Annotated in this window: 19 protein-coding genes and 4 tRNA genes; 13 read left to right on the forward strand and 10 right to left on the reverse strand. The window is 70.8% G+C overall.

Translation table 11 applies throughout. The features are described 5' to 3' along the window. Positions 1 to 47: 47 nt before the first annotated feature. From purS to purM, 7 genes are all read left to right on the forward strand, one after another. On the forward strand, positions 48 to 311 hold the full coding sequence (gene purS / locus D9753_RS18540; RefSeq protein ID WP_121788014.1) for a phosphoribosylformylglycinamidine synthase subunit PurS: 264 nt from the start codon (positions 48 to 50) through the stop codon (positions 309 to 311). After that, positions 308 to 988 carry a phosphoribosylformylglycinamidine synthase subunit PurQ gene (gene purQ / locus D9753_RS18545; protein ID WP_121788015.1) on the forward strand — a complete coding sequence of 227 codons (681 nt, stop codon included), beginning with the start codon at positions 308 to 310 and terminating at the stop codon, positions 986 to 988. The genes purS and purQ overlap by 4 nt, the downstream gene beginning before the upstream one ends. Beyond that, entirely contained in the window at positions 985 to 3267 is a 2283-nt protein-coding gene (gene purL, locus D9753_RS18550; RefSeq protein WP_121788016.1) for a phosphoribosylformylglycinamidine synthase subunit PurL, read from the forward strand. Before purQ ends, purL begins: the two co-directional genes overlap by 4 nt. Before the next feature lie 207 nt (positions 3268 to 3474). Further along, positions 3475 to 4272 carry a maleylpyruvate isomerase family mycothiol-dependent enzyme gene (locus D9753_RS18555; protein WP_121788017.1) on the forward strand — a complete coding sequence of 266 codons (798 nt, stop codon included), beginning with the start codon at positions 3475 to 3477 and terminating at the stop codon, positions 4270 to 4272. Between the two features lie 158 nt (positions 4273 to 4430). Beyond that, positions 4431 to 4865: an META domain-containing protein gene (locus tag D9753_RS18560; RefSeq protein WP_240468213.1), complete on the forward strand. Its 435-nt coding sequence runs from the start codon at positions 4431 to 4433 to the stop codon at positions 4863 to 4865. Positions 4866 to 5065: 200 nt separating this feature from the next. Further along, positions 5066 to 6595: an amidophosphoribosyltransferase gene (gene purF / locus D9753_RS18570; protein WP_121788020.1), complete on the forward strand. Its 1530-nt coding sequence runs from the start codon at positions 5066 to 5068 to the stop codon at positions 6593 to 6595. Between the two features lie 42 nt (positions 6596 to 6637). Beyond that, entirely contained in the window at positions 6638 to 7747 is a 1110-nt protein-coding gene (gene purM, locus D9753_RS18575; RefSeq protein ID WP_121788021.1) for a phosphoribosylformylglycinamidine cyclo-ligase, read from the forward strand. Positions 7748 to 7810: 63 nt separating this feature from the next. On the opposite strand, the gene D9753_RS18580 is transcribed toward purM, so the two are convergent. Both D9753_RS18580 and D9753_RS18585 read right to left on the reverse strand, forming a co-directional pair. Next, positions 7811 to 8059 carry a DUF3073 domain-containing protein gene (locus D9753_RS18580; RefSeq protein WP_121788022.1) on the reverse strand — a complete coding sequence of 83 codons (249 nt, stop codon included), beginning with the start codon at positions 8057 to 8059 and terminating at the stop codon, positions 7811 to 7813. A gap of 290 nt (positions 8060 to 8349) precedes the next feature. After that, a complete protein-coding gene (locus D9753_RS18585; RefSeq protein WP_121788023.1) occupies positions 8350 to 9456 on the reverse strand; it encodes a Leu/Phe/Val dehydrogenase in 1107 nt (368 codons plus the stop codon). Between the two features lie 200 nt (positions 9457 to 9656). On the opposite strand from D9753_RS18585, the gene D9753_RS18590 reads away from it, so the two are divergent. Further along, positions 9657 to 10499 carry a hypothetical protein gene (locus D9753_RS18590; protein ID WP_121788024.1) on the forward strand — a complete coding sequence of 281 codons (843 nt, stop codon included), beginning with the start codon at positions 9657 to 9659 and terminating at the stop codon, positions 10497 to 10499. Positions 10500 to 11040: 541 nt separating this feature from the next. Continuing rightward, positions 11041 to 11247, forward strand: coding sequence for a developmental transcriptional regulator BldC (gene bldC, locus D9753_RS18595; protein WP_003949541.1), 207 nt, complete (start codon positions 11041 to 11043; stop codon positions 11245 to 11247). Between the two features lie 461 nt (positions 11248 to 11708). On the opposite strand, the gene D9753_RS18600 is transcribed toward bldC, so the two are convergent. From D9753_RS18600 to hrpA, 3 genes are all read right to left on the reverse strand, one after another. Beyond that, complete coding sequence (locus tag D9753_RS18600) at positions 11709 to 11918, reverse strand: DUF6274 family protein (RefSeq protein WP_121788025.1); 210 nt, start codon at positions 11916 to 11918, stop codon at positions 11709 to 11711. 157 nt (positions 11919 to 12075) lie between these two features. Further along, positions 12076 to 12150: transfer RNA gene (locus D9753_RS18605), tRNA-Asp, on the reverse strand. Between the two features lie 94 nt (positions 12151 to 12244). Continuing rightward, positions 12245 to 16198, reverse strand: a complete 3954-nt coding sequence (hrpA, locus tag D9753_RS18610) for an ATP-dependent RNA helicase HrpA (RefSeq protein WP_121788026.1) — start codon at positions 16196 to 16198, stop codon at positions 12245 to 12247. A 182-nt stretch (positions 16199 to 16380) separates the two neighbouring features. Here hrpA and D9753_RS18615 point away from each other — a divergent pair, with 182 nt between their 5' ends. Next, positions 16381 to 17439, forward strand: coding sequence for an ABC transporter permease (locus D9753_RS18615; protein ID WP_121788027.1), 1059 nt, complete (start codon positions 16381 to 16383; stop codon positions 17437 to 17439). Here D9753_RS18615 and D9753_RS18620 read toward each other — a convergent pair. The 5 genes from D9753_RS18620 to D9753_RS18640 all read right to left on the reverse strand — a co-directional run bounded on the left by D9753_RS18620 (position 17436) and on the right by D9753_RS18640 (position 19919). Beyond that, positions 17436 to 17747: a hypothetical protein gene (locus D9753_RS18620; protein ID WP_205614193.1), complete on the reverse strand. Its 312-nt coding sequence runs from the start codon at positions 17745 to 17747 to the stop codon at positions 17436 to 17438. The two genes, D9753_RS18615 and D9753_RS18620, sit on opposite strands and share 4 nt — an antisense overlap. A 244-nt stretch (positions 17748 to 17991) precedes the next feature. Beyond that, a tRNA-Phe gene (locus D9753_RS18625) sits at positions 17992 to 18065 on the reverse strand. A 24-nt stretch (positions 18066 to 18089) separates the two neighbouring features. Next, positions 18090 to 18164, reverse strand: a tRNA-Asp gene (locus tag D9753_RS18630). 36 nt (positions 18165 to 18200) lie between these two features. Next, a tRNA-Glu gene (locus tag D9753_RS18635) sits at positions 18201 to 18273 on the reverse strand. A gap of 80 nt (positions 18274 to 18353) precedes the next feature. Beyond that, positions 18354 to 19919, reverse strand: coding sequence for a metallophosphoesterase family protein (locus D9753_RS18640; RefSeq protein ID WP_205614194.1), 1566 nt, complete (start codon positions 19917 to 19919; stop codon positions 18354 to 18356). A gap of 83 nt (positions 19920 to 20002) precedes the next feature. On the opposite strand from D9753_RS18640, the gene D9753_RS18645 reads away from it, so the two are divergent. The 3 genes from D9753_RS18645 (at position 20003) to D9753_RS18655 (ending at position 23326) form a co-directional block, all read left to right on the forward strand. Further along, positions 20003 to 20353: a metallopeptidase family protein gene (locus D9753_RS18645; protein WP_121788028.1), complete on the forward strand. Its 351-nt coding sequence runs from the start codon at positions 20003 to 20005 to the stop codon at positions 20351 to 20353. Positions 20354 to 20440: 87 nt separating this feature from the next. After that, positions 20441 to 20950 (forward strand): hypothetical protein, encoded by a 510-nt coding sequence (locus D9753_RS18650; protein WP_121791152.1) that lies wholly within the window; start codon positions 20441 to 20443, stop codon positions 20948 to 20950. A gap of 213 nt (positions 20951 to 21163) precedes the next feature. After that, positions 21164 to 23326 (forward strand): DEAD/DEAH box helicase, encoded by a 2163-nt coding sequence (locus tag D9753_RS18655; RefSeq protein WP_121788029.1) that lies wholly within the window; start codon positions 21164 to 21166, stop codon positions 23324 to 23326. Positions 23327 to 23404 lie beyond the last annotated feature (78 nt).

Raw genomic sequence — 23404 nt, forward strand, 5'->3', positions numbered from 1 at the left:
CGGGTAGTCTGAAGGGACCTGCTCAGCACCACACACCGGGAGTGCCAGTGGCACGCGTCGTAGTCGACGTCATGCTCAAGCCGGAGATCCTCGACCCCCAGGGCCAGGCGGTCCAGCGTGCGCTGCCGCGCCTGGGTTTCGAGGGGATCTCGGACGTACGTCAGGGAAAGCGTTTCGAACTGGAAGTTGACGGGCCGGTCGACGAGGCCGCGCTCACCCGCATCCGCGATCTTGCGGAATCCTTCCTCGCCAACACCGTGATCGAGGACTTCACCGTCCGGGTCGACGAAGTCGCGGAGGCGGCCAAGTGACCGCTCGTATTGGCGTCGTCACTTTCCCCGGCAGCCTGGACGACCAGGACACCCGGCGCGCGATCCGTCTGGCGGGTGCCGAGCCGGTCGCCCTGTGGCACAAGGACAAGGACCTCAAGCAGGTCGACGCCGTCGTCCTGTGCGGCGGTTTCTCCTACGGCGACTATCTGCGGGCCGGCGCCATCGCCCGCTTCTCGCCCGTCATGGAGTCCCTGATCGAACAGGCGAAGGCCGGGCTCCCGGTCCTCGGTATCTGCAACGGCTTCCAGATCCTCACCGAGGCCCACCTCCTCCCGGGCGCGATGCTCGGCAACGACCACCTGCACTTCATCTGCCGCGACCAGAAGCTGCGGGTGGAGAACGCGGAGACGGCCTGGACCGGCGACTACCGCGCCGGCCAGGAGATCCACATCCCGCTGAAGAACATGGACGGCCGGTACGTCGCCGACGCGTACACGCTGGACGAGCTGGAGGCGGAGGGCCGGGTCGCCTTCCGGTACGTGGACTTCAACCCGAACGGCTCGCTCCGGGACATCGCCGGCATCACCAACGAGGCCGGGAACGTCGTGGGGCTGATGCCGCACCCGGAGCACGCCGTGGAGCCGCTCGTCGGCACCGGCCGCACCGACGGCCTCCCCTTCTTCACCTCGATCCTCAAGAAGCTGGTCAACGCATGAGCCGGACGCCTCTGGACACGGTCGAGCACGCGGCCGGGACCCCCGACGTCGAGCTGCCCTGGGCCGAACTCGGCCTGAAGAAGGACGAGTACGAGCGGGTGGTGGAGATCCTCGGCCGCCGCCCCACCGGCGCCGAACTCGCCATGTACTCGGTCATGTGGTCCGAGCACTGCTCGTACAAGTCCTCCAAGGTCCACCTGCGCCAGTTCGGCGAGAAGGCGCCCGAGTCGGACGCCATGCTCGTCGGCATCGGCGAGAACGCCGGCGTCGTGGACGTCGGCCAGGGCTACGCGGTCACCTTCAAGGTCGAGTCGCACAACCACCCCTCCTACGTCGAGCCCTACCAGGGCGCGGCCACGGGTGTCGGCGGCATCGTCCGCGACATCATCGCGATGGGCGCCCGCCCGGTGGCGGTCGTGGACCCGCTGCGCTTCGGCGCCGCCGACCACCCCGACACCAAGCGCGTCCTGCCCGGCGTGGTCGCGGGCATCGGCGGCTACGGCAACTGCCTGGGCCTGCCCAACATCGGCGGCGAGGTCGTCTTCGACGCCTGCTACCAGGGCAACCCGCTGGTCAACGCCGGCGCCATCGGTGTGATGCGGCACGAGGACATCCACCTCGCCAAGGCCTCCGGCACGGGCAACAAGGTCATCCTGTACGGGGCCCGGACCGGCGGCGACGGCATCGGCGGCGCCTCGATCCTCGCCTCCGAGACCTTCGACAACGCATCCGACAGCGCCTCCGGCACGGGCAAGCCGTCCAAGCGGCCCGCGGTGCAGGTCGGCGACCCCTTCCAGGAGAAGCTCCTCATCGAGTGCACCCTGGAGGCGTTCAGCGAGAAGCTGGTCGTCGGCATCCAGGACCTCGGTGCGGCCGGCCTGTCCTGCGCCACCTCCGAGCTGGCCTCCAACGGCTCCGGCGGCATGCGCGTGACGCTGGACGACGTACCGCTGCGCGACTCGACGCTCTCGCCCGAGGAGATCCTCATGAGCGAGTCGCAGGAGCGCATGTGCGCGGTCGTGGAGCCGGAGAAGGTCGACCGGTTCCTGGAGATCTGCGAGAAGTGGGACGTCATCGCCACCGTCATCGGTGAGGTGACCGACGGCGACCGGCTGGAGATCTTCTGGCACGGCGAGAAGATCGTCGACGTCGACCCGCGCACGGTCGCGCACGAGGGCCCGGTCTACGAGCGCCCGTACGCGCGCCCCGAGTGGCAGGACGCGCTCCAGGCGGACGACGCGAACAAGCTGGCGCGCCCGGAGACCTCCGAGGAGCTGAAGGACCAGGTCCTGAAGCTGGTCGGCTCCCCCAACCAGGCCTCCAAGAAGTGGATCACGTCTCAGTACGACCACTTCGTGCAGGGCAACACCGTCCTCGCCCAGCCGGAGGACTCCGGCATGATCCGCGTGGACGAGGAGACCGGGCTCGGCGTCGCGATCGCGACGGACGGCAACGGCCGCTACGCCAAGCTGGACCCGTACACCGGCGCCCAACTGGCCCTGGCCGAGGCCTACCGGAACGTGGCGACCACCGGCGCCAAGCCGCTGGCCGTCTCCGACTGCCTGAACTTCGGTTCGCCCGAGGACCCGGCGGTCATGTGGCAGTTCGCGGAGGCCGTGCGCGGTCTCGCCGACGGCTGCCGCCAGCTCGGCACGCCCGTGACCGGCGGCAACGTCTCGCTGTACAACCAGACCGGCGAGGCCGCCATCCACCCGACCCCGGTCGTGGCCGTCCTCGGCGTGATCGACGACGTCGCCCGCCGCACCCCGGTCGCCTTCCAGGAGGAGGGCCACCTGCTCTACCTCCTCGGCGACACCCGCGAGGAGTTCGGCGGCTCGGCCTGGTCCCAGGTGATCCACGACCACCTCGGCGGCCTGCCGCCCAAGGTCGACCTGGAGCGGGAACGGCTGCTGGCCGACATCCTCATCTCCGCCTCCCGCGACGGCATGGTCGACTCCGCGCACGACCTGTCCGACGGCGGCCTGGTCCAGGCCGTGGTGGAGTCCGCGCTGCTCGGCGGCAAGGGCGCCCGCCTGGTCGTCCCGGACGGCCTGGACGCCTTCACCTTCCTGTTCTCCGAGTCGGCCGGCCGCGCGATCGTCGCCGTACCGCGCTCGGAGGAGGTCCGCTTCAACGACATGTGCGGTGCACGCGGTCTGCCGGCCACGCGCATCGGTGTCGTGGACGGTGACACGGTCGAGGTGCAGGGCGAGTTCACCCTCACCCTCACCGAACTCCGCGAGGTCCACGAGAACACGATCCCGGCGCTGCTGGCGTAGTTCCCGCAGCACCGCCGAACGCCCTGCCCGGCCCCGGGCAGGGCGTTCGCGCGTACTCCCCGCTGTATGCCCGTCCCGGGTCCCGGACTCTGCCCCCGGGTGCTCACACCGCCACCGGACGAACCCTGACGGCCGCGACGGGCCCCGGGGCGGTGGCCCGGGAAAAGCGCCTGAGGTCCCGGTGCCATCGGGATTAAGGTCGCTCCCATGCCACCGGCCAGGAAGCGCGCCCGCAGCTATGACCCCGCCAAGACCCGCGCCGCGGTCTTCGCCCAGTTCGGCACCGTACGGGAGGCCGTCCGCCGCCTCGATCCCGGGCAGCTCGCCCTGCCCACCCGGCTCGGTGACTGGACCGTAAGGGACCTGATCGCGCACATCGGCATGGCCGTCACGGCCGTCCACCGCGCCCTGGACCGGCCGGCCCCGCCCAGGCAGGACGTCCAGGTGGTCGAGTGGCCCTTCGCCACCGCCGCCAAGTCCGCCGAGATCGCCGACTTCACCCGCAACCTCGCCGCGGACCGCCCCGACCTCGACGCCTACCTCACCGACGTCGAGGACAGCCTGCGCGCCCTGCTCGCCGCACACCCCGGCAGCCGGCTCCTGGAGACCAACGCGGGTGCCCTGCCGCTGGACGACTACCTCGTCACCCGCACCGTCGAACTCGTCGTCCACACCGACGACCTCAACGACGCCGTCCCGGGCCTGGAAGTGCCCTACGACCGGCAGGCCCTGGCCGCCGCCACCCGGCTGCTCGCCGACGCCCTCGCCGTGAAGGCGCCCGGCGGCTCCACCGAGGTGCGGGTGCCGCCGTACGCCGTCGTGCAGTGCGTCGAGGGGCCCCGGCACACCCGCGGCACCCCGCCCAACGTGGTGGAGACCGACCCGCTGACCTGGATCCGGCTGGCCACCGGGCGCCTGTCCTGGGCCGACGCGCTGGCCGGGGCGAAGGTCGGCGCGAGCGGGGAGCGGGCGGACATCGGGGGACTCCTGCCGGTCATGTCGTAGCGCTGCTCGCGGGACTCCCGCAGCCCTGCACGCCGATTCGCGGCCCCGCTCGACGGCCTCGTCACCCCCTGTCCGCCGGTCCGTCATGGGCGGCCCCCACCGCGGAACCGGCCGCACCGCTCGCCCGTCGAAACCGTATGAACCGGCACAAGCAGCACATGTCCCTGGCGGTAGCCGCCGTGTTCCTGCCGCTCACGGTGGCCTGCGGCAGCGCGGCGGGGGACAGTGGAGCGGTGAGCGACCAGCAGCCGGTGACCGGGATCGACTGGCGGGTCGACGGCATCACCGCCGGCGGCACGACCCGGCACGCGCCCGCCACCGCCCGCCTCCGCATCGACGAGGACGGCAGGGCGGCCGGCAACCTCGGCTGCAACCGCTTCAGCGCCCGGGGCACCGTGCACGGCGACCGGATCACCATCGGTGACCTGCGCACGACCCGGATGGCCTGCGCCCCGGCCCGGATGGACTTCGAACGCGCTCTCGCCCGCGCCCTCACCACCGGCACCCTGACCGCGCGGACCGACGGGGCGAAGGCGACGCTCACCGACGGCGACGGCGACCGCGTGCACCTCAGCCGCCGCGCGCCCGGCTGATGTGCGACACCTCACTCACGCACCCGCAGAAATGCCCCGGGGTGCCCCCGCACGGCACGACCAACGCCTTGGGCTGCTCGTGAGTCACCGCTCTGACCTGCATAAACACGGAAACATCCAAAGTGATCGCGACTGCGTTCTCGGCAACCGACACGATCCCCAATTCGGACCGGTGACCGATCTCGCCTACACTCGGTGGCGTGCCACGTGGTGACGGTCGACTCAATCACGATCTGCTTCCCGGCGAAAAAGGCCCCCAGGACGCTTGCGGCGTCTTCGGTGTCTGGGCTCCGGGTGAAGAGGTCGCAAAGCTCACGTACTTCGGGCTCTACGCCCTCCAGCACCGGGGTCAGGAATCCGCGGGAATCGCGGTCAGCAACGGCTCCCAGATCCTCGTCTTCAAGGACATGGGCCTGGTCTCCCAGGTCTTCGACGAAACCTCTCTCGGCTCGCTCCAGGGCCACATCGCGGTCGGACACGCCCGCTACTCGACCACCGGTGCCTCCGTGTGGGAGAACGCCCAGCCGACGTTCCGTGCCACCGCGCACGGCTCGATCGCCCTCGGCCACAACGGCAACCTGGTCAACACGGCGCAGCTCGCCGAGATGGTCGCCGCGCTGCCCAACGACAACAACAGCCGTTCCACCCGGGTCGCGGCCACCAACGACACCGACCTGCTGACGGCGCTGCTGGCCGCCCAGGTCGACGAGGACGGCAAGCCGCTGACCATCGAGGACGCCGCCCACGCGGTCCTCCCGAAGGTCAAGGGCGCCTTCTCCCTCGTCTTCATGGACGAGCACACCCTCTACGCCGGCCGCGACCCGCAGGGCATCCGTCCGCTGGTCCTCGGCCGCCTGGAGCGCGGCTGGGTGGTCGCCTCCGAGTCCGCCGCCCTCGACATCTGCGGCGCCAGCTATGTGCGCGAGATCGAGCCGGGCGAGTTCGTCGCCATCGACGAGAACGGCCTGCGCAGCTCGCGCTTCGCGGAAGCGAGGCCCAAGGGCTGTGTCTTCGAGTACGTGTACCTGGCCCGCCCGGACACCGACATCGCCGGCCGGAACGTGTACCTCTCCCGCGTGGAGATGGGCCGCCGCCTGGCGAAGGAAGCCCCCGCCGAGGCCGACCTGGTCATAGCGACCCCGGAGTCCGGCACCCCGGCCGCCATCGGCTACGCGGAGGCCTCCGGCATCCCCTTCGGCGCGGGCCTGGTGAAGAACGCCTACGTCGGCCGTACGTTCATCCAGCCATCGCAGACCATCCGCCAGTTGGGCATCCGCCTCAAGCTGAACCCGCTGAAGGAAGTCATCAAGGGCAAGCGCCTGGTCGTCGTCGACGACTCGATCGTGCGCGGCAACACCCAGCGGGCCCTGGTCCGCATGCTCCGCGAGGCGGGCGCCGCCGAGGTCCACATCCGGATCTCCTCCCCGCCCGTGAAGTGGCCCTGCTTCTTCGGCATCGACTTCGCCACGCGCGCGGAGCTGATCGCCAACGGCATGACCATCGAGGAGATCGGCACCAGCCTGGGCGCCGACTCCCTGGCCTACATCTCCATCGACGGCATGATCGAGGCGACCACCATCGCCAAGCCGAATCTGTGCCGCGCCTGCTTCGACGGCGAGTACCCGATGGACCTGCCGGACCCGGAGCTGCTCGGCAAGCAGCTTCTGGAGACGGAGCTGGCCGCGGGCCCGGCCGCCACGGCCGCGTCCGACGCGATCCGCCGCCCGTAATCCCCGCTGTTCACGCAGTACGACAGGAAAGTTCTCAAGGTCATGTCTTCTGCTGGTTCTCATCAGCGTGCCCCGCATGCCGACCCGTCCGCCGCGGACGGCGCCAGCTACGCGGGCGCCGGCGTCGACATCGAGGCGGGCGACCGCGCGGTGGAGCTGATGAAGGAGTGGGTGAAGAAGACCCGGCGCCCCGAGGTGCTGGGCGGCCTCGGCGGCTTCGCCGGGCTCTTCGACGCCTCCGCCCTCAAGCGCTACGAGCGCCCGCTGCTGGCCTCCGCCACGGACGGCGTCGGCACGAAGGTCGACATCGCGCGCCGCATGGGCGTCTACGACACCATCGGCCACGACCTGGTCGCCATGGTCATGGACGACATCGTGGTGTGCGGCGCCGAGCCGCTGTTCATGACCGACTACATCTGCGTCGGCAAGGTCCACCCCGAGCGGGTCGCCGCGATCGTCAAGGGCATCGCGGAGGGCTGTGTGCTGGCCGGCTGCGCCCTGGTGGGCGGCGAGACGGCCGAACACCCGGGTCTGCTGGGCGAGGACGACTTCGATGTCGCCGGCGCCGGTACGGGCGTCGTGGAGGCCGACCGGCTGCTCGGCGCGGATCGCATCCGCACGGGTGACGCCGTGATCGCCATGGCGTCCTCCGGGCTTCACTCGAACGGGTACTCCCTGGTCCGGCACGTCCTGCTGGACCGCGCCGGGATGGCCCTGGAGACGGAGGTCGCGGAGCTGGGCCGGAGCCTCGGCGAGGAGCTGCTGGAGCCCACGAGGATCTACTCGCTGGACTGCCTGGCGCTCACCCGCACCACCGACGTGCACGCCTTCAGCCACATCACCGGCGGTGGTCTCGCCGCCAACCTGGCCCGGGTGATCCCGGACGGCCTGCACGCCGTGGTCGACCGCTCCACCTGGGCCCCGGGTGCGATCTTCGGCCTGGTCGGTACGGCCGGCAACGTCGAGCGCCTGGAGCTGGAGAAGACCCTGAACATGGGCGTCGGCATGATGGCGATCGTCCCTCAGGAGTCCACCGAGGTGGCCCTGGCGACCCTGGCCGACCGCGGCGTCGAGGCGTGGGTGGCCGGCGAGATCACCGAGCGGGACGGGAAGACCACCGGCGCGGAGCTGGTCGGGGACTACGCCGTCTGACCGTGCGGACAGCACGAAAGCCGGTCGGTGGCTGGGCCACCGACCGGACTGGTCCGTGCAAGGTCAAGCGCCGCGACGATGCGATGAGGACTCCTCGTCCTCGTCCTCGTCGTCGTCCCCATAGAGGTCGGCGTACCGTGCATACAGGTCGTCGTCTTGCTCATCGTCCGTGAAACGGCCGCCGTTCCGCGACTGGTTCGACGTCGATGCGCCCAGCTCCTCGGCCAGGCGCGAGAGATCCGTCCCGCCGCTGTTGTACTTGAGCTGACGGGCAACCTTCGCCTGCTTGGCCTTGGCCCGGCCGCGCCCCATGGCTCGACCCCCTCAACGACGGGGCTCGACGGCCCCAGAGTCTGACACGCGTTCATGGTCTGGAACGGACTCTCCGAGGAGAGGCCGGTCCGTAGGGCTCCCACGGTACCTGAGCCCGCGCCCATACGGTACGTCGCCCGCGGTACGCGCGTGTGCCCAGAACCCTCGAGGCGCCCTGTCCTCGCTGGTCAGTGGTGATTTTAACCAGTTCTGGAGGAACGACCCGCCGGTGGAAGTGAGAGTTGTCTCCCACGTTCCCGCCGACGGGAACCGCTCGTCGTCCGATCGCCTCAGTGTGCGATGCCGCCCGCGCGGGCCTCGGCCATGCGCTGCTCGGCGATCCGGTCGGCCGCGGCGGCCGGCGGAATGCCGTCTTCCTTCGCGCGCGCAAATATGGCCAGCGTGGTGTCGAAGATCTTCGCCGCCTTCGCCCTGCACCGGTCGAAGTCGAACCCGTGCAGCTCGTCGGCGACCTGGATGACCCCACCGGCGTTCACCACGTAGTCCGGCGCGTAGAGGACCCCGCGGTCGGCGAGGTCCTTCTCCACGCCGGGGTGGGCGAGCTGGTTGTTGGCTGCCCCGCAGACCACCCTGGCGGCGAGCACGGCCACGGAGTCGTCGTTCAGGGCCCCGCCGAGGGCGCAGGGGGCGTAGATGTCCAGGCCCTCGGTCCGGATCAGCGCCTCGGTGTCGTCGACGGCCGTCACGCCCTCGGTGTACTGGTCGAGGATGCGCTGGACGGCGTCCGCGCGCACGTCCGTGACCACGACCTCGGCGCCCTCGTCCCGCAGGTGCCCGACCAGGTGGTGACCGACCTTGCCGACGCCGGCGACGCCGACCTTCCGGCCCCGCAGCGACGGGTCGCCCCACAGGTGCTGGGCGGAGGCGCGCATGCCCTGGTAGACACCGAAGGCGGTGAGCACGGAGGAGTCGCCGGCGCCGCCGTTCTCGGGGGAGCGGCCGGTGGTCCAGCGGCACTCGCGGGCCACCACGTCCATGTCGGCGACGTACGTGCCGACGTCGCACGCCGTGACGTAGCGCCCGCCGAGCGAGGCGACCATGCGGCCGTACGCGAGGAGCAGCTCCTCGGTCTTGTCGCGCTCCGGGTCACCGATGATCACGGCCTTGCCGCCACCGTGACCGAGACCGGCCATGGCGTTCTTGTACGACATACCGCGCGCGAGGTTGAGGGCGTCGGCGACGGCCTCGGCCTCGGTCGCGTACGGGTAGAAGCGCGTGCCGCCGAGAGCGGGGCCCAGGGCGGTGTTGTGGATGGCGATCACGGCCTTGAGGCCGCTGGCGCGGTCCTGGCAGAGCACGACCTGCTCATGGCCGCCCTGGTCCGAGTGGAACAGGGTGTGCAGGACATCAGCAGACGCGCCGGTTACGTCGGTCACTGTGGTGACTCCTGTGTAAAGAGCGGCGAGTGGGGCCGGACCCCGTACGGGTGGCGGGGTGCCGTGGCATGAGCGTAGAGCCTCCGCCCGAGCACCATCCGCGCAGTGTTCAGGATCACTCTCCCGGGTCCTGGGCGCACGCACCGCCGTGGCACGATGCGCAGTGGTTTCGAGCCGGACCCGCTGGGGAGGGAGCAGGCGTGGCCAAGGAGTACTCGGTGGTCGTCCCCTACGCCACGTACCTGCGTGTGTACGAGCCGCTGGGCGCCTTCCCGGACGCGGAACGCGCCCACTGGGAGCGCTACGCCCGCCGCCCCGACCGCCCCTCCTACCAGGACGAACTGCGCCGCTCCCTCGCCGCCCTGCTGCCCACCCCGCCGGTCGCGGTCCCGGTGCACGAGAGCGCCGACGCCTTCGTGCTGGAGGCCGACGGGATGGTCTGCGTGTGCCCGTGGCGGACCCGGCTGCGCGGCTGGCAGGCCCTGGACGAGCTGCCGGGCGAGTTGCCGCCGACGGTGCTGGACGCGGTGCTGCCGCCGCTGGTGCGCCGCCAGGCCGCCCAGGACCACGAGCGCTGGCTCGCCCGCAACCCCGACGCCCGCCCGTGGATCCGGACGGCGACCTGGCAGGTGCCGCTGCACTGGTTCGTGCTGGTCTCCGACGAGGAGCGCCGGTACGACGAGGGGACCGCGGAGGTGCCCCCGGTGCTGCGCTACCGCACGCCGATGGTGCAGGCCAGGCGCCGGGTGGCGCGGGCGCTGCGCACGCTCAGGGACACCGTCGAGGAGGGGCCGCTGATCGACGGCCTGATGGACGTGGGCCGCTGGCTGGAGGAGTTCCACCCGCGCTCACTGGTCGAGCTGGACTACGGCGGCCTGGTGCACGTGCTGCCGGCCGGTGAGCTGGAGGACGACCGCTCGGCGGCGGACGTGGCCGCCGGGATCGAGGCGCTGCGCCGGGGTGACGGGACGGCGGCCGGGGAGGCGTACGGGCGCCTTGTGGAGCGCTGGCGGGCGGTACGGGACCGGCGCTCCGCGAACTGAGCGCGGGATCAAATTCGAACTGAGTGACGTACGTCACGGCCCAAACCGCCGCGCACGACGTACGGTCTACGCACTTGGGCCATCTGACGGGACGTTGGTTCAGAGCTGGACTTTCGTCCCAAGGGTGATGGACGGCACTTACCCGGCCCTTGCGTCTCTTGCCACCCCTCATGCCAAAATAGGACAAGGGGTCCGGGGAGGGCTTCTTCCGTCCAACTATGCTCGATGCTGGGCGGATTCTCCGCTTTGTAAGTTTTGGGGGGTCTGGTGACCTCTGATCGCCCTGTGACTGATCGTCACAGTGGCGTGACTGTCCGCTATGGCACGGTCCATCGGCATCCGTCGCTGATGAACACCTGGGAGGGCAATTCCATCGGTTTGGCCGACGGGGCTGGACGGATGGTGTAGTTGTAGTGCCGAGGACAAGCCGTTCGTCCTATAACCGACTCGACTCGCGTCCGCCATTTCGGGCAACGCGGGTCAAGGTGCAGAATTTAGAGGAAAGAACCGAGAAGGTTCGGTTCTCCCGAGGAGGCCGCTCATGACCGCTCGCACCCCTGATGCCGAGCCGCTGCTGACCCCGGCTGAGGTCGCCACCATGTTCCGTGTCGACCCCAAGACGGTCACGCGGTGGGCGAAGGCCGGCAAGCTCACTTCCATCCGCACGCTCGGCGGGCACCGCCGCTACCGCGAGGCCGAGGTCCGCGCGCTGCTCGCGGGCATCCCGCAGCAGCGCAGCGAGGCCTGAACAACTCCATAACCGGGCAAGACGGTCGGTCCCCCAACCGGCCGAGGCGCCCGAAACCCTAGCTACAAGCGACGCGGGACCTGCCCCAACAGGGCCCACGCCCGAGCCGAAGAGAACGTTTCAGGCAAGCCGCACAGGGTGCGTCGTCGATCGCGCTGGACTCCGCCGAGTCCAGCGCGATCTTTTTTGTGCGCGGGCCGGGGGCGGGGGGCGGCGTCGTGAGCGTCCTTGTCGGAGTCTGGGGAGGCCTGTCGGAACGGCTGTGCGTGACCCCTGGGGCCGGTGCAATTGCACATATTAAATCGACCCGTTGTATGAAGGGGGTAAATACCGCCGTTTCAGAAACTCATGCGGTGACTCCCGTCACACGCCGGGACGCTTGTTGTCTCCGGCACGCGTGCGCTAGTGGAAGCGCCTGGTCCAGGGTCCCACGCTTGTACGGGCGTTGGGGCCGGCCGGTGTCACGCGGGCCGCGGATCCTCGTCCTCGACGGCCTGCCGCCCGCCCGCGTACTCGTCCTCGTCCTCCTGGCTCCGCGGGCCGGTGTCCATCGCCAGCCGCAGCAGGCGGTGACAGATGGGGCAGTGACGGGTGAGATGCCCGTACGACGAGGCGGCCGACAGATGCGCCCTGAGGAGCGCCCGCGTCTCGTGCCTGGCCGAAGCCGCCATACGCCACCTCCGGGGCCGCACGGGAGGACGAGCCCTGCTCCTTGGGTACCGAGGGAAAGCAACGCCGTCAAGACCGCACGCCGTTGGCGCGGGGAGTGTCGCTAGGGATACGGCTGAGGCCCGCGTCCCTTGCGGGATGCGGGCCTCAGCCTTTGTGCGGTCCTGACGGGATTTGAACCCGCGGCCTCCACCTTGACAGGGTGGCGAGCACTCCAAGCTGCTCCACAGGACCAGGTCTCGCGGCGCTTGTTGCTGCGTTGCGCTGCGAGAAGGACTCTACAGGAGGGTGAGGGTCCTGGTCGAACTCACCCTCCGTGCGGGCCCCGTCACGGCGCGGCGGCGTCGATCGCCTTCAGGATCCGCTTGTCGGAGATCGGATACGCCGTGCCCAGCGCGTGGGCGAAGTAGCTGACCCGGAGTTCCTCCAGCATCCAGCGGATGTCCAGGACGGAGGACGGCACCGGGCGGCCCTCCGGGAGCTGTTCCAGGAGCCAGGCGTACTCGTCCTGCATGTCGTGGACCTTCTCCATGCGCGTGGTGTCCCGCTGGACGCCCGTCGGCATCTGCTGCAGACGCCGGTCGACGGCCACGAGATAACGCAGCAGGTCGGGCAGCCGGCGTATGCCCGCCCATGTCACGAAGCCGGGTTTCACGAGGGCGTCCAACTGCTTGCGCACGTCCGTGAGGTTGGCGAGCAGCGCCGGGCTGGAGACGGCCTTGAGACGGCGTTCACAGGCCTGCCAGGCGGCGAGGACCTGCTGCACCTGGGCGACTGTACGGACCGTCGTGTCCACGATCTCCGCACGCACCTTGTCGTACAGCTTGCGGTACGACTCCTCGTCCCACGCCGGCCCGCCGAAGTCCGCGACGAGCTTGTCCGCCGCGGCCGTCGCGCAGTCGTCGAACAGGGCCTGCACGGAACCGTGCGGATTCGCGGACAGGGCCAGCTTCTGCTGGTTCGTCAGCCGGTCCGAGGCGAACTTCGCCGCGTTCACCGGGATGTTGCGGAGGATCAGGCGGCGGGTGCCCTTCCACATCGCCTCCATCTGCTCGGCCTCGGTGTCGAAGAGGCGGACCGAGACGGTGTCGCCGTCGTCCACCAGCGCCGGGTACGCCTTGACCGGCTGTCCGGCCCGGCGGGTCTCGAAGACGCGGGTGAGCGAGCCGATCGTCCAGTCGGTCAGGCCCGCGCGCTCCAGGGACTCCCCGCCCTCGCGGGAGGCGGTCGCGGCGGCGGCCTGGGAGAGCGCCTTCCTCGCCTTCGGCTTCAACTGGAGCTGCAACGCCTCCAGATCCTTGTCCTCGGCCAGCTTCCGGCGCCGCTCGTCGACGATCCGGAACGTGATCCTGAGGTGGTCGGGAACCTTGGCCCAGTCGAAGTCGTCCGCCTCGAAGGGGACGCCGACCATGCGCTTCAGCTCGCGGGCCATGGTCACCGTCAGCGGCTCCTGGAGGGGCACCGCCTTGTCCAGGAACGCCTTCGCGTAGTTCGGCGCCGGGACGTAGTGGCGGCGGACCGGCTTGGGCAGCGAGCGGATCAGCTCCGTCACCACCTCCTCGCGCAGGCCCGGGATCTGCCAGTCGAATCCCTCGCCGGTGACCTGGTTGAGCACCTGGAGCGGGACGTGCACGGTCACGCCGTCGGCGTCCGTGCCGGGCTCGAACTGGTAGGTCACGCGGAAGGAGAGCTGCCCCTGCCGCCAGGTGTCCGGGTAGTCGGCCTCGGTGACCGCCTCCGCCGACTCCCGGATGAGCATCTCCCGCTCGAAGTCGAGGAGGTCCGGCTGCTCCTGCCGCTTGTGCTTCCACCAGGAGTCGAAGTGGGCACCGGACACGATGTGCTGGGGCACCCGCTGGTCGTAGAAGTCGAACAGCGTCTCGTCGTCCACGACGATGTCCCGCCGCCGGGCGCGGTGCTCCAGCTCCTCGACCTCGCTGAGCAGCCGGCGGTTGTCGGCGAAGAACTTGTGGTGCGTGCGCCAGTCGCCCTCCACCAGCGCGTTGCGGATGAAGAGTTCGCGGGAGACCTCGGGGTCGATGCGGCCGTAGTTGACCTTCCGCTGGGCGACGATCGGGACGCCGTACAGCGTCACCTTCTCGAACGCCATGACGGCCGCCTGGTCCTTCTCCCAGTGCGGTTCGCTGTACGTCCGCTTCAGCAGGTGCCCGGCGAGCGGCTCGACCCACTCGGGTTCGATCTTGGCGTTGACCCGCGCCCAGAGGCGGCTCGTCTCCACCAGCTCTGCCGACATCACGAACTTGGGCTGCTTCCGGAACAGCGCCGAACCCGGGAAGATCGCGAACTTGGCGCTGCGGGCGCCCAGGTACTCGTTCTTGTTGCCGTCCTTCACGTCCTTCATCCCGATGTGGGACAGGAGGCCGGCGAGGAGGGAGAGGTGGACGCGGTCGCCGGGGGCGTCGTCCTCGTTGGGGTGGATGCCCATCTGCTTGGCGACCGTGCGTAGCTGGCTGTAGATGTCCTGCCATTCGCGGATGCGCAGGAAGTTCAGGTACTCCTGCTTGCACATCCGCCGGAAGGACGACGAGCCGCGCTCCTTCTGCTGCTCGCGGACGTACCGCCACAGGTTCAGATAGGCGAGGAAGTCACTGGTCTCGTCCTTGAACCGGGCGTGCTGCTGGTCGGCCTGGGCCTGCTTGTCGGCCGGGCGCTCGCGCGGGTCCTGGATGGACAGCGCGGCGGCGATGACCATGACCTCGCGGACACAGCCGTTCTTGTCGGCCTCCAGGACCATCCGGGCCAGGCGGGGGTCGACGGGTAGCTGGGCCAGCTTGCGGCCGGTGTCGGTGAGCCGCTTGCGGGCGTCCTTCTGGGCCGGGTCCAGCGCGCCCAGCTCCTGGAGCAGTTGCACGCCGTCACGGATGTTGCGGTGGTCCGGCGGGTCGATGAAGGGGAACTTCTCGATGTCGCCGAGACCGGCCGCGGTCATCTGCAGGATGACGCTCGCCAGGTTCGTACGGAGGATCTCCGCGTCGGTGAACTCGGGGCGGGCGAGGAAGTCGTCCTCGGAGTACAGCCGGATGCAGATGCCGTCGGACGTACGGCCGCAGCGGCCCTTGCGCTGGTTGGCGCTGGCCTGGGAGACGGCTTCGATGGGCAGCCGCTGGACCTTGGTGCGGTGGCTGTAGCGGCTGATCCGGGCGAAGCCGGGGTCGATGACGTACTTGATGCCGGGCACGGTGAGGGACGTCTCCGCGACGTTCGTCGCCAGGACGATCCTGCGTCCGGTGTGCTGCTGGAACACGCGGTGCTGCTCGGCGTGCGAGAGCCGCGCGTACAGCGGCAGTACCTCGGTGAACCGGTATCTCTTCTTCTCCAGCGCGTCCGCGGTGTCCCGGATCTCCCGCTCACCGGAGAGGAAGACGAGGATGTCGCCGTTGCCCTCCGCCATCAGCTCCTCGACGGCGTCGGTGATCGCGGTGATCTGGTCCCGGTCGGCGTCCGCCGCGTCGTCGGAGTACTCCTCCAGCAGCGGCCGGTAACGCACCTCCACCGGGTACGTCCGGCCGCTGACCTCGACGATCGGCGCGTCGCCGAAGTGCCGGGAGAAACGCTCCGGATCGATCGTCGCCGAGGTGATGACGACCTTCAGGTCGGGGCGCTTGGGCAGTAGCTGCGCCAGGTAGCCCAGCAGGAAGTCGATGTTGAGGGAGCGTTCGTGGGCCTCGTCGATGATGATCGTGTCGTAGGCGCGCAGCTCGCGGTCGGTCTGGATCTCGGCGAGCAGGATGCCGTCCGTCATCAGCTTGACGAAGGTGGCGTCCGGGCTCACCTGATCGGTGAAGCGGACCTTCCAGCCGACGGTCTCGCCCAGGGGGGACTTCAGCTCGTCCGCGACCCGCTCGGCGACGGTCCGGGCGGCGATCCGCCGCGGCTGCGTGTGCCCGATCATGCCGCGCACGCCCCGGCCCAGTTCCAGACAGATCTTCGGGATCTGGGTCGTCTTGCCGGACCCGGTCTCACCGGCCACGATGACGACCTGGTGATCGCGGATGGCGTCCGCGATCACGTCCTTCTTCTGGCTGACGGGTAGCTGTTCGGGGTAGGTGACGGCCGGCACGCGGGAGCGCCGCTCGGCCATCCGCTCCTCGGCGCGGGCGATCTCGGTGTCGATCTCGGCGAGGACGGCGGCGCGGGCCTCCGGCTTGCGGATCTTGCGCGCGCCCTCCAGCCGCCTGCCGATCCGGTGCGCGTCGCGCAGCGACAGCTCGGACAGGCGGGGGGCGAGGGTGCCGAGGGCGGGGGCGGGATGCGTAGACATACGGCCTCCAGGATCTCACCTCGCCCGAAAAACACGCGAACGAATTGACTCGGGCGCGGTCGGCGGGCCGCGCGGCCAGCCGGCCCGGGTTCTGGCCGTGCCGGCAGCCGCCCCCCCCGCGAACAGTCCACGTCGTCGCGGCGGAACGACGGGGCGACGGGACGTGACCTAGCGTGGGCGTTATGCCCGATTCCCCCCACGGAAGCCACGGTCGCCCCCCAACCCGCGCGGAACGCTGGTCGGCGTTCCGGGAATCGCCCTTCCTGCCGGCCACGGTCCTGCTGCTGATCATCGCCGCCGCGGCCGGGCTCTTCGCCGGTTCCTACACGTACGCCATGGCCAACCCCACTCCTCACAACATTCCGACGGCGGTGACCGGCGCCTACGGTCAGCCGGCCGCCCGGCGGTTCCTCGACGGCATGGAACAGACCCTGGGCGCCTCGCTGAAACTGCACCCGTACGGCAGCCGGCCGGCCGCGGCGCGGGCGGTGGACGAGCAGAAGGAGTTCGCGGTGGTGGAGGCGTCCGCCGACGGCCGGTCGATCAGGCTGGACGTGTCGAGCGCGTCCGGGGCGACGGTCGCCCAGGTACTCGGGGAGGCCGCGTTGAAGGTGGGCAAGGCCACGGGCACCACCGTGACGGTCCGTGACCTCAAGCCGTTGCAGCGGGGCGACCCGCGAGGGCTGGCGATCTTCTACATCTCCCTGGCCGCCGTGATCATCGGCTTTGTCGGCTCCATCCAGCTCAGCGTGCACGCGCGGGCCCTGAATCCGCTGGAGCGGGTCGCCTTCACCGTGGCCTACGCGCTGCTCGGCGGGTTCGTGATCGCCGCGGTGGTGGACTGGCTGCTGGGCGCGGTGAAGCTGCCGTTCCTGGAGTCCTGGGGGATCCTCGCCCTGACGATGTTCACCACCGGCATGGTGTTCACGATGTTCAACACCCTCGTCGGGCGCTGGGCGATGCTGCCGACCTGGGGACTGATGGTGCTGCTGGGCAACCCGTCGTCCGGCGGTGCCGTCTCCTGGCCGCTGCTGCCGTCACCGCTCGGCGCGATCGGCCGCTGGCTGCCGCCCGGAGCCTCGGTGAACGCCCAGCACACCGCGGTGTACTTCCGGGGCCACCAGCACGCGTTCCCGTTCCTGGTGCTGACGGGCTGGGCGGTGGTCTCCTGCGCGGTCTTCCTGATCTGGCGGCACCGGCACCCGGGCGGCCGGCCGGTCCGCCCGGCCCACGCGGCCTAAGGGGTGCGCTGGGCGGGCGGGGCCGCTTCGGCGTGCCTGGGGCCGGATCCGTTCCCGAGGGCTATGGACCGCGCGGTGTTGGAGACGGCCTTGATGCCCAGGTAGGCGGTGGTCATACCGCTGACGGCGGTGAAGGCGGCCGTGAGGACGCCGACGATCACCGCCTTGTCGCCGTGGAGCCGCCACACGCCGAAGATCGCGACCGCGGCGATCGCTGAATTGCTGGTGACGATCGCCAGCAGACCGTACCGGGCCCGGAGCTTCTCCAGGTCGGTGTCCCCGATGGCTCCGGTCTCGTTCCGGCTCATGTCTCCCCCGCCCCGTGCGCACCACGCTCGTCCGCCTGAACGTAGCGCCGGGCGGGCGTGGTGCCAAGGTCACCGGACGTCGACGTGGCCCTCCGCGCCACTGCCCACGAAGTTGCCGAAGGAGCCTTCGCCCATCGGCGGCTCACCGCCACAGTCGTTGGCGTACCCGGCTGGTGTGGGCGACACGGAAGAGCCCCTCTCCGTTGACGCCGGAGAGGGGCTCGTGCCCTGGTGAGGGCGGCTGTGGCTGGGGCCGGGGTCGAACCGGCGACCTTCCGCTTTTCAGGCGGACGCTCGTACCAACTGAGCTACCCAGCCACGGTGTTTCACGTGAAACACCAGCGGTCCTGACGGGATTTGAACCCGCGGCCTCCACCTTGACAGGGTGGCGAGCACTCCAAACTGCTCCACAGGACCAAGCGTGTGTGCAACAGTGTCGCACACGGTAATGCGTGCCCCCAACGGGATTCGAACCCGTGCTACCGCCTTGAAAGGGCGGCGTCCTAGGCCGCTAGACGATGAGGGCTATCGGCCCGCCTGGGCGCTTCTCAGCGCGTCGGGGACGTGAGAAGCATATGGGATGGCGAGGGGTATCGCCAAAACGGTTCAGGGCGAGGTGGCGGAACCGGTCGGGGAGGGCGTGTGCGAGGCACCGGCGCCCGGCCGGTTCTCGTCCGCCAGATGGCGGCTGACCTCCGCCGTCGTCAGTCCCAGGCCCCCCAGTTTGATCGCGTCCCAGGCCTGCAGCGTGCGGCTGTCCCGGTCGAAGTACAGGATCGAGGCCTCGACCGGCGCGGGCTCCCCGTGCTCCACCGCGCGCAGCCCGCTGCCGCCCGTCGAGCCCTCCATGCGCAGCCGGGTGCCGTACGGCAGCATCTCCGTGCCCTCGTGGTGCAGGTGCCCGCAGAGCACCAGCGGCACCTCGCCGTCCGTCTCCCGGGCGGCGGACGGCTCGTGCGCGACGGCCACGTCCGCCGGGGTGCCGGCCGCCCGCTGGTCGCGCAGGGCACTGGCCAGCCGGTCGCCCGCCAGTTCCTCGGACGCGTCCCGGCCGTGCGCCGCCGAGCGGTCGGGGGTGAACTGCGGGTCACCGGTGCCCGCGAACCGCAGGCCCGCGACCGTCTCCGCCCGGCCGCCGTCCAGGACGTGCACGTTCCGCATGCGCTCCAGGTACTGCTGGGTGGCCCGGGAGTCGTGGTTGCCGCGCACCCAGACGTACGGCACGCCCAGGTCCCGGACCGGGTCCAGGAAGCCGTTCTCCGCCGCCGTGCCGTGGTCCATCGTGTCGCCGGAGTCGACGATCACGTCCACCTTGTACTGGTCCACCAGCGAGCCGATGATCTTCCAGCTCGCCGGGTTGAGGTGGATGTCCGACACGTGCAGGACCCGGATGGTGGAGGGGTCCGGGCGGTAGGCCGGGAGCGTGGAGGTGACGTCGTAGAGCTTCGTCACGTTCGTCACCAGGCGGGCCAGTTCCTTCTGGTAGACGTCGAACTCCGTGACGATGCTGCGGGCGTTGCCGACCACGGACGGCGCCGAGCTGAGCAGCCCCGAGAACCGCGGCTCCAGGACCGACTTCGGGTTCCACGTGGCGTACGCCGACGCGCCCGACGCGGCCAGCAGGACCAGCGCGAGGCCGCCGGCGGCCAGGGCCGGGCGCGGACGGCGGTAGACGGCGAGTCCGAGGGCCGTGGCCCCGGAGACCACCGCGACACAGGAGCGCACGGCCAGGTCGAGCGTGCCGTGCTCGACGTCCCGGGCCACCTCGTCCTGGAGCCCGGAGAGCCGCTCGGGGTGGTCCACCAGGGCCTGGGAGCGCAGCGGGTCCAACTGGTCCACGTTGACGTCCAGGCGCACCGGTGCCACATGGCTGTCCAGGGTGAGCGCGCCCAGCGGCGACACGTTGATCTTCGTGCCGCCGGTGAGGGAGGGGCGCAGCGCCATGGTCGTGTCCATCGGGCCGACCGGGGCCCGGACGTCGCCGACGACCAGCAGGCCCAGCCAGGCGCCGAGCAGGACGACCCCGGTCAGCCCGAGGGCGCGCGACCAGGGGCGGGCCCGGGCGGTGGGCTCGACGGAGGGGAGCGGGGGGATGCGCGGGCGGGCGGGGCGTGTGCGGTTGGAGGTCCGGTTCAGCACGGTGCTCAGGGCTGCGAGGGGGACGCGGGCCATTGGTCCCGTATGCCCAGGTGCCGACGTGGATATGCGGCGGTCCGGAACTCACGTCCGGGCCTCGCGTACCGGACAATGACGGTGTGCTGGAGATGACGCGCGAGGAGTTCGAGGAACTGGTGGCCGAGGCGCTCGACCGGATCCCGCCGGAGCTGACGCGGCTCATGGACAACGTGGCCGTGTTCGTCGAGGACGAGCCGCCCGCCGACGACCCCGGGCTGCTCGGGCTGTACGAGGGCACCCCGCTGACCGACCGGGGCGAGTGGTACGCCGGTGTGCTGCCGGACCGGATCACCGTCTACCGGGGGCCCACGCTCAGGATGTGCGAGAGCCGCGAGGACGTCGTCGCGGAGACCGAGGTCACGGTGGTGCACGAGATCGCCCACCACTTCGGCATCGACGACGCCCGGCTGCACGCCCTCGGTTACGGCTGAGCGGCGATGCTCGCGGGACGCGTGTCCTCCCGCGGACGGCGGGAGTTGGGGAGGTTGACTCCTTCCCCGCCCCCGGAGGTGGCCGCCGTGCGCCCCTTGAACGTACCCGTCCGTCTCGCCGTCGCGGTGCTGGCCGTCACCGCCGCCGCGGGCTGTGTGAACGTGGGTGACGACGCGGGCCGGGCCCGGCCCGCCCACTCCACGGGGCGGCACCGCGGCGGCGCGCCCGGCGGCGGCCCGGTGGCCGGCGCGGGCGGCGTGGGCCGCGAGGAGCCGGCGGTGGGCGGCAAGCACGGGCGCGGCGGCAAGGCGAAGCCGGGCGGGTCGCACCCGGCGACGGCCGGCCCGAGCGGGGCGGACAGCGCCTCCGCCGCCCCGGCGAAGCCGGGAAGTACCGCCGAGCCCGGGGAACCGGCGCCGAGCAAGGTGCCGCCTACACCGCCGGTCACGTCCGCGCCGGCCGAGCCGCCCGCCTCCACGCCGCCTGCGCCGGTCTCGGAGCCACCGTCGGCCGAGCCGTCGTCCTCGGCGCACGAGGAGACGGGACCGCAACTGGTGCAGCGTGAACCGGCACCCGCGGCGGGCGTCGCGGCATGATGTGACCTGGCCTTATGCGCCTCGGTTTGCCTTCGGGGGCAGGGGGTGCGTATGGTAGTAGATCGTTTGATCCCATTTGCCCGGCGCCATCACAGAGAGCGCCGTGTGGCGCGTACTCTCCCTTACCGTGGCGGACCGCATTGAGGCGGTCGTGAGCGAATCACGGAGTTGACGGGCGCGTGCCGAAGAGACTCCGGAAGGTTTCGCATTCGCATGTCCGTGTCCAGTACTGACCAGATCGTCGTGTCCGAGAACGAGAACGAGAACGAACTCGTCGACGTGACGACCGAGGTCACCGAGGCCCCCGAGGCCGCTGACACCCCCCAGACCTTTGCCGACCTCGGTCTCCCCGAGGGCATCGTGCGCAAGCTCGCACAGAACGGCGTCACCACCCCCTTCCCGATCCAGGCCGCGACCATCCCGGACGCCCTGACCGGCAAGGACATCCTCGGCCGGGGCCGCACCGGCTCCGGCAAGACCCTCTCCTTCGGTCTGCCGGCCCTGGCCACCCTGGCCGGCGGCCGCACCCAGAAGCACAAGCCGCGTGCCGTCATCCTCACGCCCACCCGTGAGCTGGCCATGCAGGTCGCCGACGCCCTCCAGCCGTACGGCGACGTCCTCGGCCTGAAGATGAAGGTCGTCTGCGGCGGCACCTCGATGGGCAACCAGATCTACGCCCTGGAACGCGGCGTCGACGTCCTCGTCGCCACCCCGGGCCGGCTGCGCGACATCATCAACCGCGGCGCCTGCTCCCTGGACGACGTGCAGATCACGGTCCTCGACGAGGCCGACCAGATGTCCGACCTGGGCTTCCTGCCCGAGGTCACCGAGCTGCTCGACCAGGTCCCGGCCGGCGGCCAGCGGATGCTCTTCTCCGCCACCATGGAGAACGAGATCAAGACCCTCGTCGACCGCTACCTGAACGAGCCCGTCCTGCACGAGGTGGACGCGGCCCAGGGCGCGGTGACGACCATGTCGCACCACATCCTCATCGTGAAGCCCAAGGACAAGGCGCCGGTCACCGCCGCGATCGCCTCCCGCAAGGGCCGCACGATCATCTTCGTCCGCACCCAACTGGGCGCCGACCGCATCGCCGAGCAGCTCTGCGACTCCGGTGTGAAGGCCGACGCGCTGCACGGCGGCATGACGCAGGGCGCGCGTACCCGGGTGCTCGAGGACTTCAAGAAGGGTTACGTCAACGCGCTCGTCGCGACCGACGTCGCCGCCCGCGGTATCCACGTCGACGGCATCGACCTGGTCCTGAACGTGGACCCGGCCGGCGACCACAAGGACTACCTGCACCGCGCCGGCCGCACCGCCCGCGCGGGCCGCACCGGCACGGTCGTCTCCCTGTCCCTGCCGCACCAGCGGCGCCAGATCTTCCGCCTCATGGAGGACGCCGGCGTCGACGCCGGGCGTCACATCATCCAGGGCGCCGGCGCCTTCGACCCGGAGGTCGCCGAGATCACCGGCGCCCGCTCGATGACCGAGGTCCAGGCCGAGTCCGCGGCCAACGCCGCCCAGCAGGCCGAGCGCGAGGTCGCCCAGCTCACCAAGGAGCTGGAGCGCGCCCAGCGCCGCGCGACCGAGCTGCGCGAAGAGGCCGACCGGCTGGTCGTCCGGGCCGCCCGCGAGCGCGGCGAGGACCCGGAGACCGCGGTGGCCGAGGCGCAGGCGACGGCGGCGCAGGAGCTCGTCGTGGCCGCTGAGCCGGCGGAGCGGGAGACCGAGCGCGAGGAGCGCCCGGCCGCCGCCGCGCCGTACGAGCGCCGGGAGCGCCGCACCTTCGACCGTGACCGTGGCGAGCGGGGCTTCGAGCGTCGTGACGACCGTGGTGACCGCGGTGGCCGCAACTTCGAGCGTCGTGACGACCGTGGTGACCGTGGTGGCCGTGGCTTCGAGCGCCGCGACGACCGGGGTGGCCGTCCGTTCGAGCGTCGTGACGAGCGCCGCACCTTCGACCGTGACCGTGGCGAGCGGGGCTTCGAGCGTCGTGACGACCGTGGTGACCGCGGTAGCCGCAACTTCGAGCGTCGTGACGACCGTGGTGACCGTGGTGGCCGTGGCTTCGAGCGCCGCGACGACCGGGGTGGCCGTCCGTTCGAGCGTCGTGACGAGCGCCGCACCTTCGACCGTGACCGTGGCGAGCGGGGCTTCGAGCGTCGTGACGACCGTGGTGACCGCTCTGGGTTCCGCCGGGACGAGCGCACCGGACACCGGGGCAGCGACCGTCCGTTCAACCGTGACCGCCGCGACGACCGCCCGGGCTTCCGCTCCGGTGGCAACGAGCGCCCCAACGGCCGTCGTGACGACCACCGCGGCACCGGCTCCTTCGGCCGCCGCGAGGACAAGCCGCGCTGGAAGCGCAACGGCTGACGCTGAGTGAGCCAGTAAGGGCCCGTACGACTCCGGTCGTACGGGCCCTTACTGCATGCCCGGTGCCCGCCGGGTGCC

The sequence above is a fragment of the Streptomyces dangxiongensis genome (genome assembly GCF_003675325.1).
Lineage (GTDB): Bacteria > Actinomycetota > Actinomycetes > Streptomycetales > Streptomycetaceae > Streptomyces > Streptomyces dangxiongensis.

Excerpts from the sequence above, each read along its gene's own strand:
- purL (WP_121788016.1), top strand. The coding sequence starts at position 985 with ATGAGCCGGACGCCTCTGGACACGGTCGAGCACGCGGCCGGGACCCCC.
- D9753_RS18555 (WP_121788017.1), top strand. The coding sequence starts at position 3,475 with ATGCCACCGGCCAGGAAGCGCGCCCGCAGCTATGACCCCGCCAAGACC.
- D9753_RS18560 (WP_240468213.1), top strand. The coding sequence starts at position 4,431 with ATGTCCCTGGCGGTAGCCGCCGTGTTCCTGCCGCTCACGGTGGCCTGC.
- purM (WP_121788021.1), top strand. The coding sequence starts at position 6,638 with ATGTCTTCTGCTGGTTCTCATCAGCGTGCCCCGCATGCCGACCCGTCC.
- D9753_RS18580 (WP_121788022.1), bottom strand. The coding sequence starts at position 8,059 with ATGGGGCGCGGCCGGGCCAAGGCCAAGCAGGCGAAGGTTGCCCGTCAG.
- bldC (WP_003949541.1), top strand. The coding sequence starts at position 11,041 with ATGACCGCTCGCACCCCTGATGCCGAGCCGCTGCTGACCCCGGCTGAG.
- D9753_RS18600 (WP_121788025.1), bottom strand. The coding sequence starts at position 11,918 with ATGGCGGCTTCGGCCAGGCACGAGACGCGGGCGCTCCTCAGGGCGCAT.
- hrpA (WP_121788026.1), bottom strand. The coding sequence starts at position 16,198 with ATGTCTACGCATCCCGCCCCCGCCCTCGGCACCCTCGCCCCCCGCCTG.
- D9753_RS18615 (WP_121788027.1), top strand. The coding sequence starts at position 16,381 with ATGCCCGATTCCCCCCACGGAAGCCACGGTCGCCCCCCAACCCGCGCG.
- D9753_RS18620 (WP_205614193.1), bottom strand. The coding sequence starts at position 17,747 with ATGAGCCGGAACGAGACCGGAGCCATCGGGGACACCGACCTGGAGAAG.
- D9753_RS18640 (WP_205614194.1), bottom strand. The coding sequence starts at position 19,919 with ATGGCCCGCGTCCCCCTCGCAGCCCTGAGCACCGTGCTGAACCGGACC.
- D9753_RS18655 (WP_121788029.1), top strand. The coding sequence starts at position 21,164 with ATGTCCGTGTCCAGTACTGACCAGATCGTCGTGTCCGAGAACGAGAAC.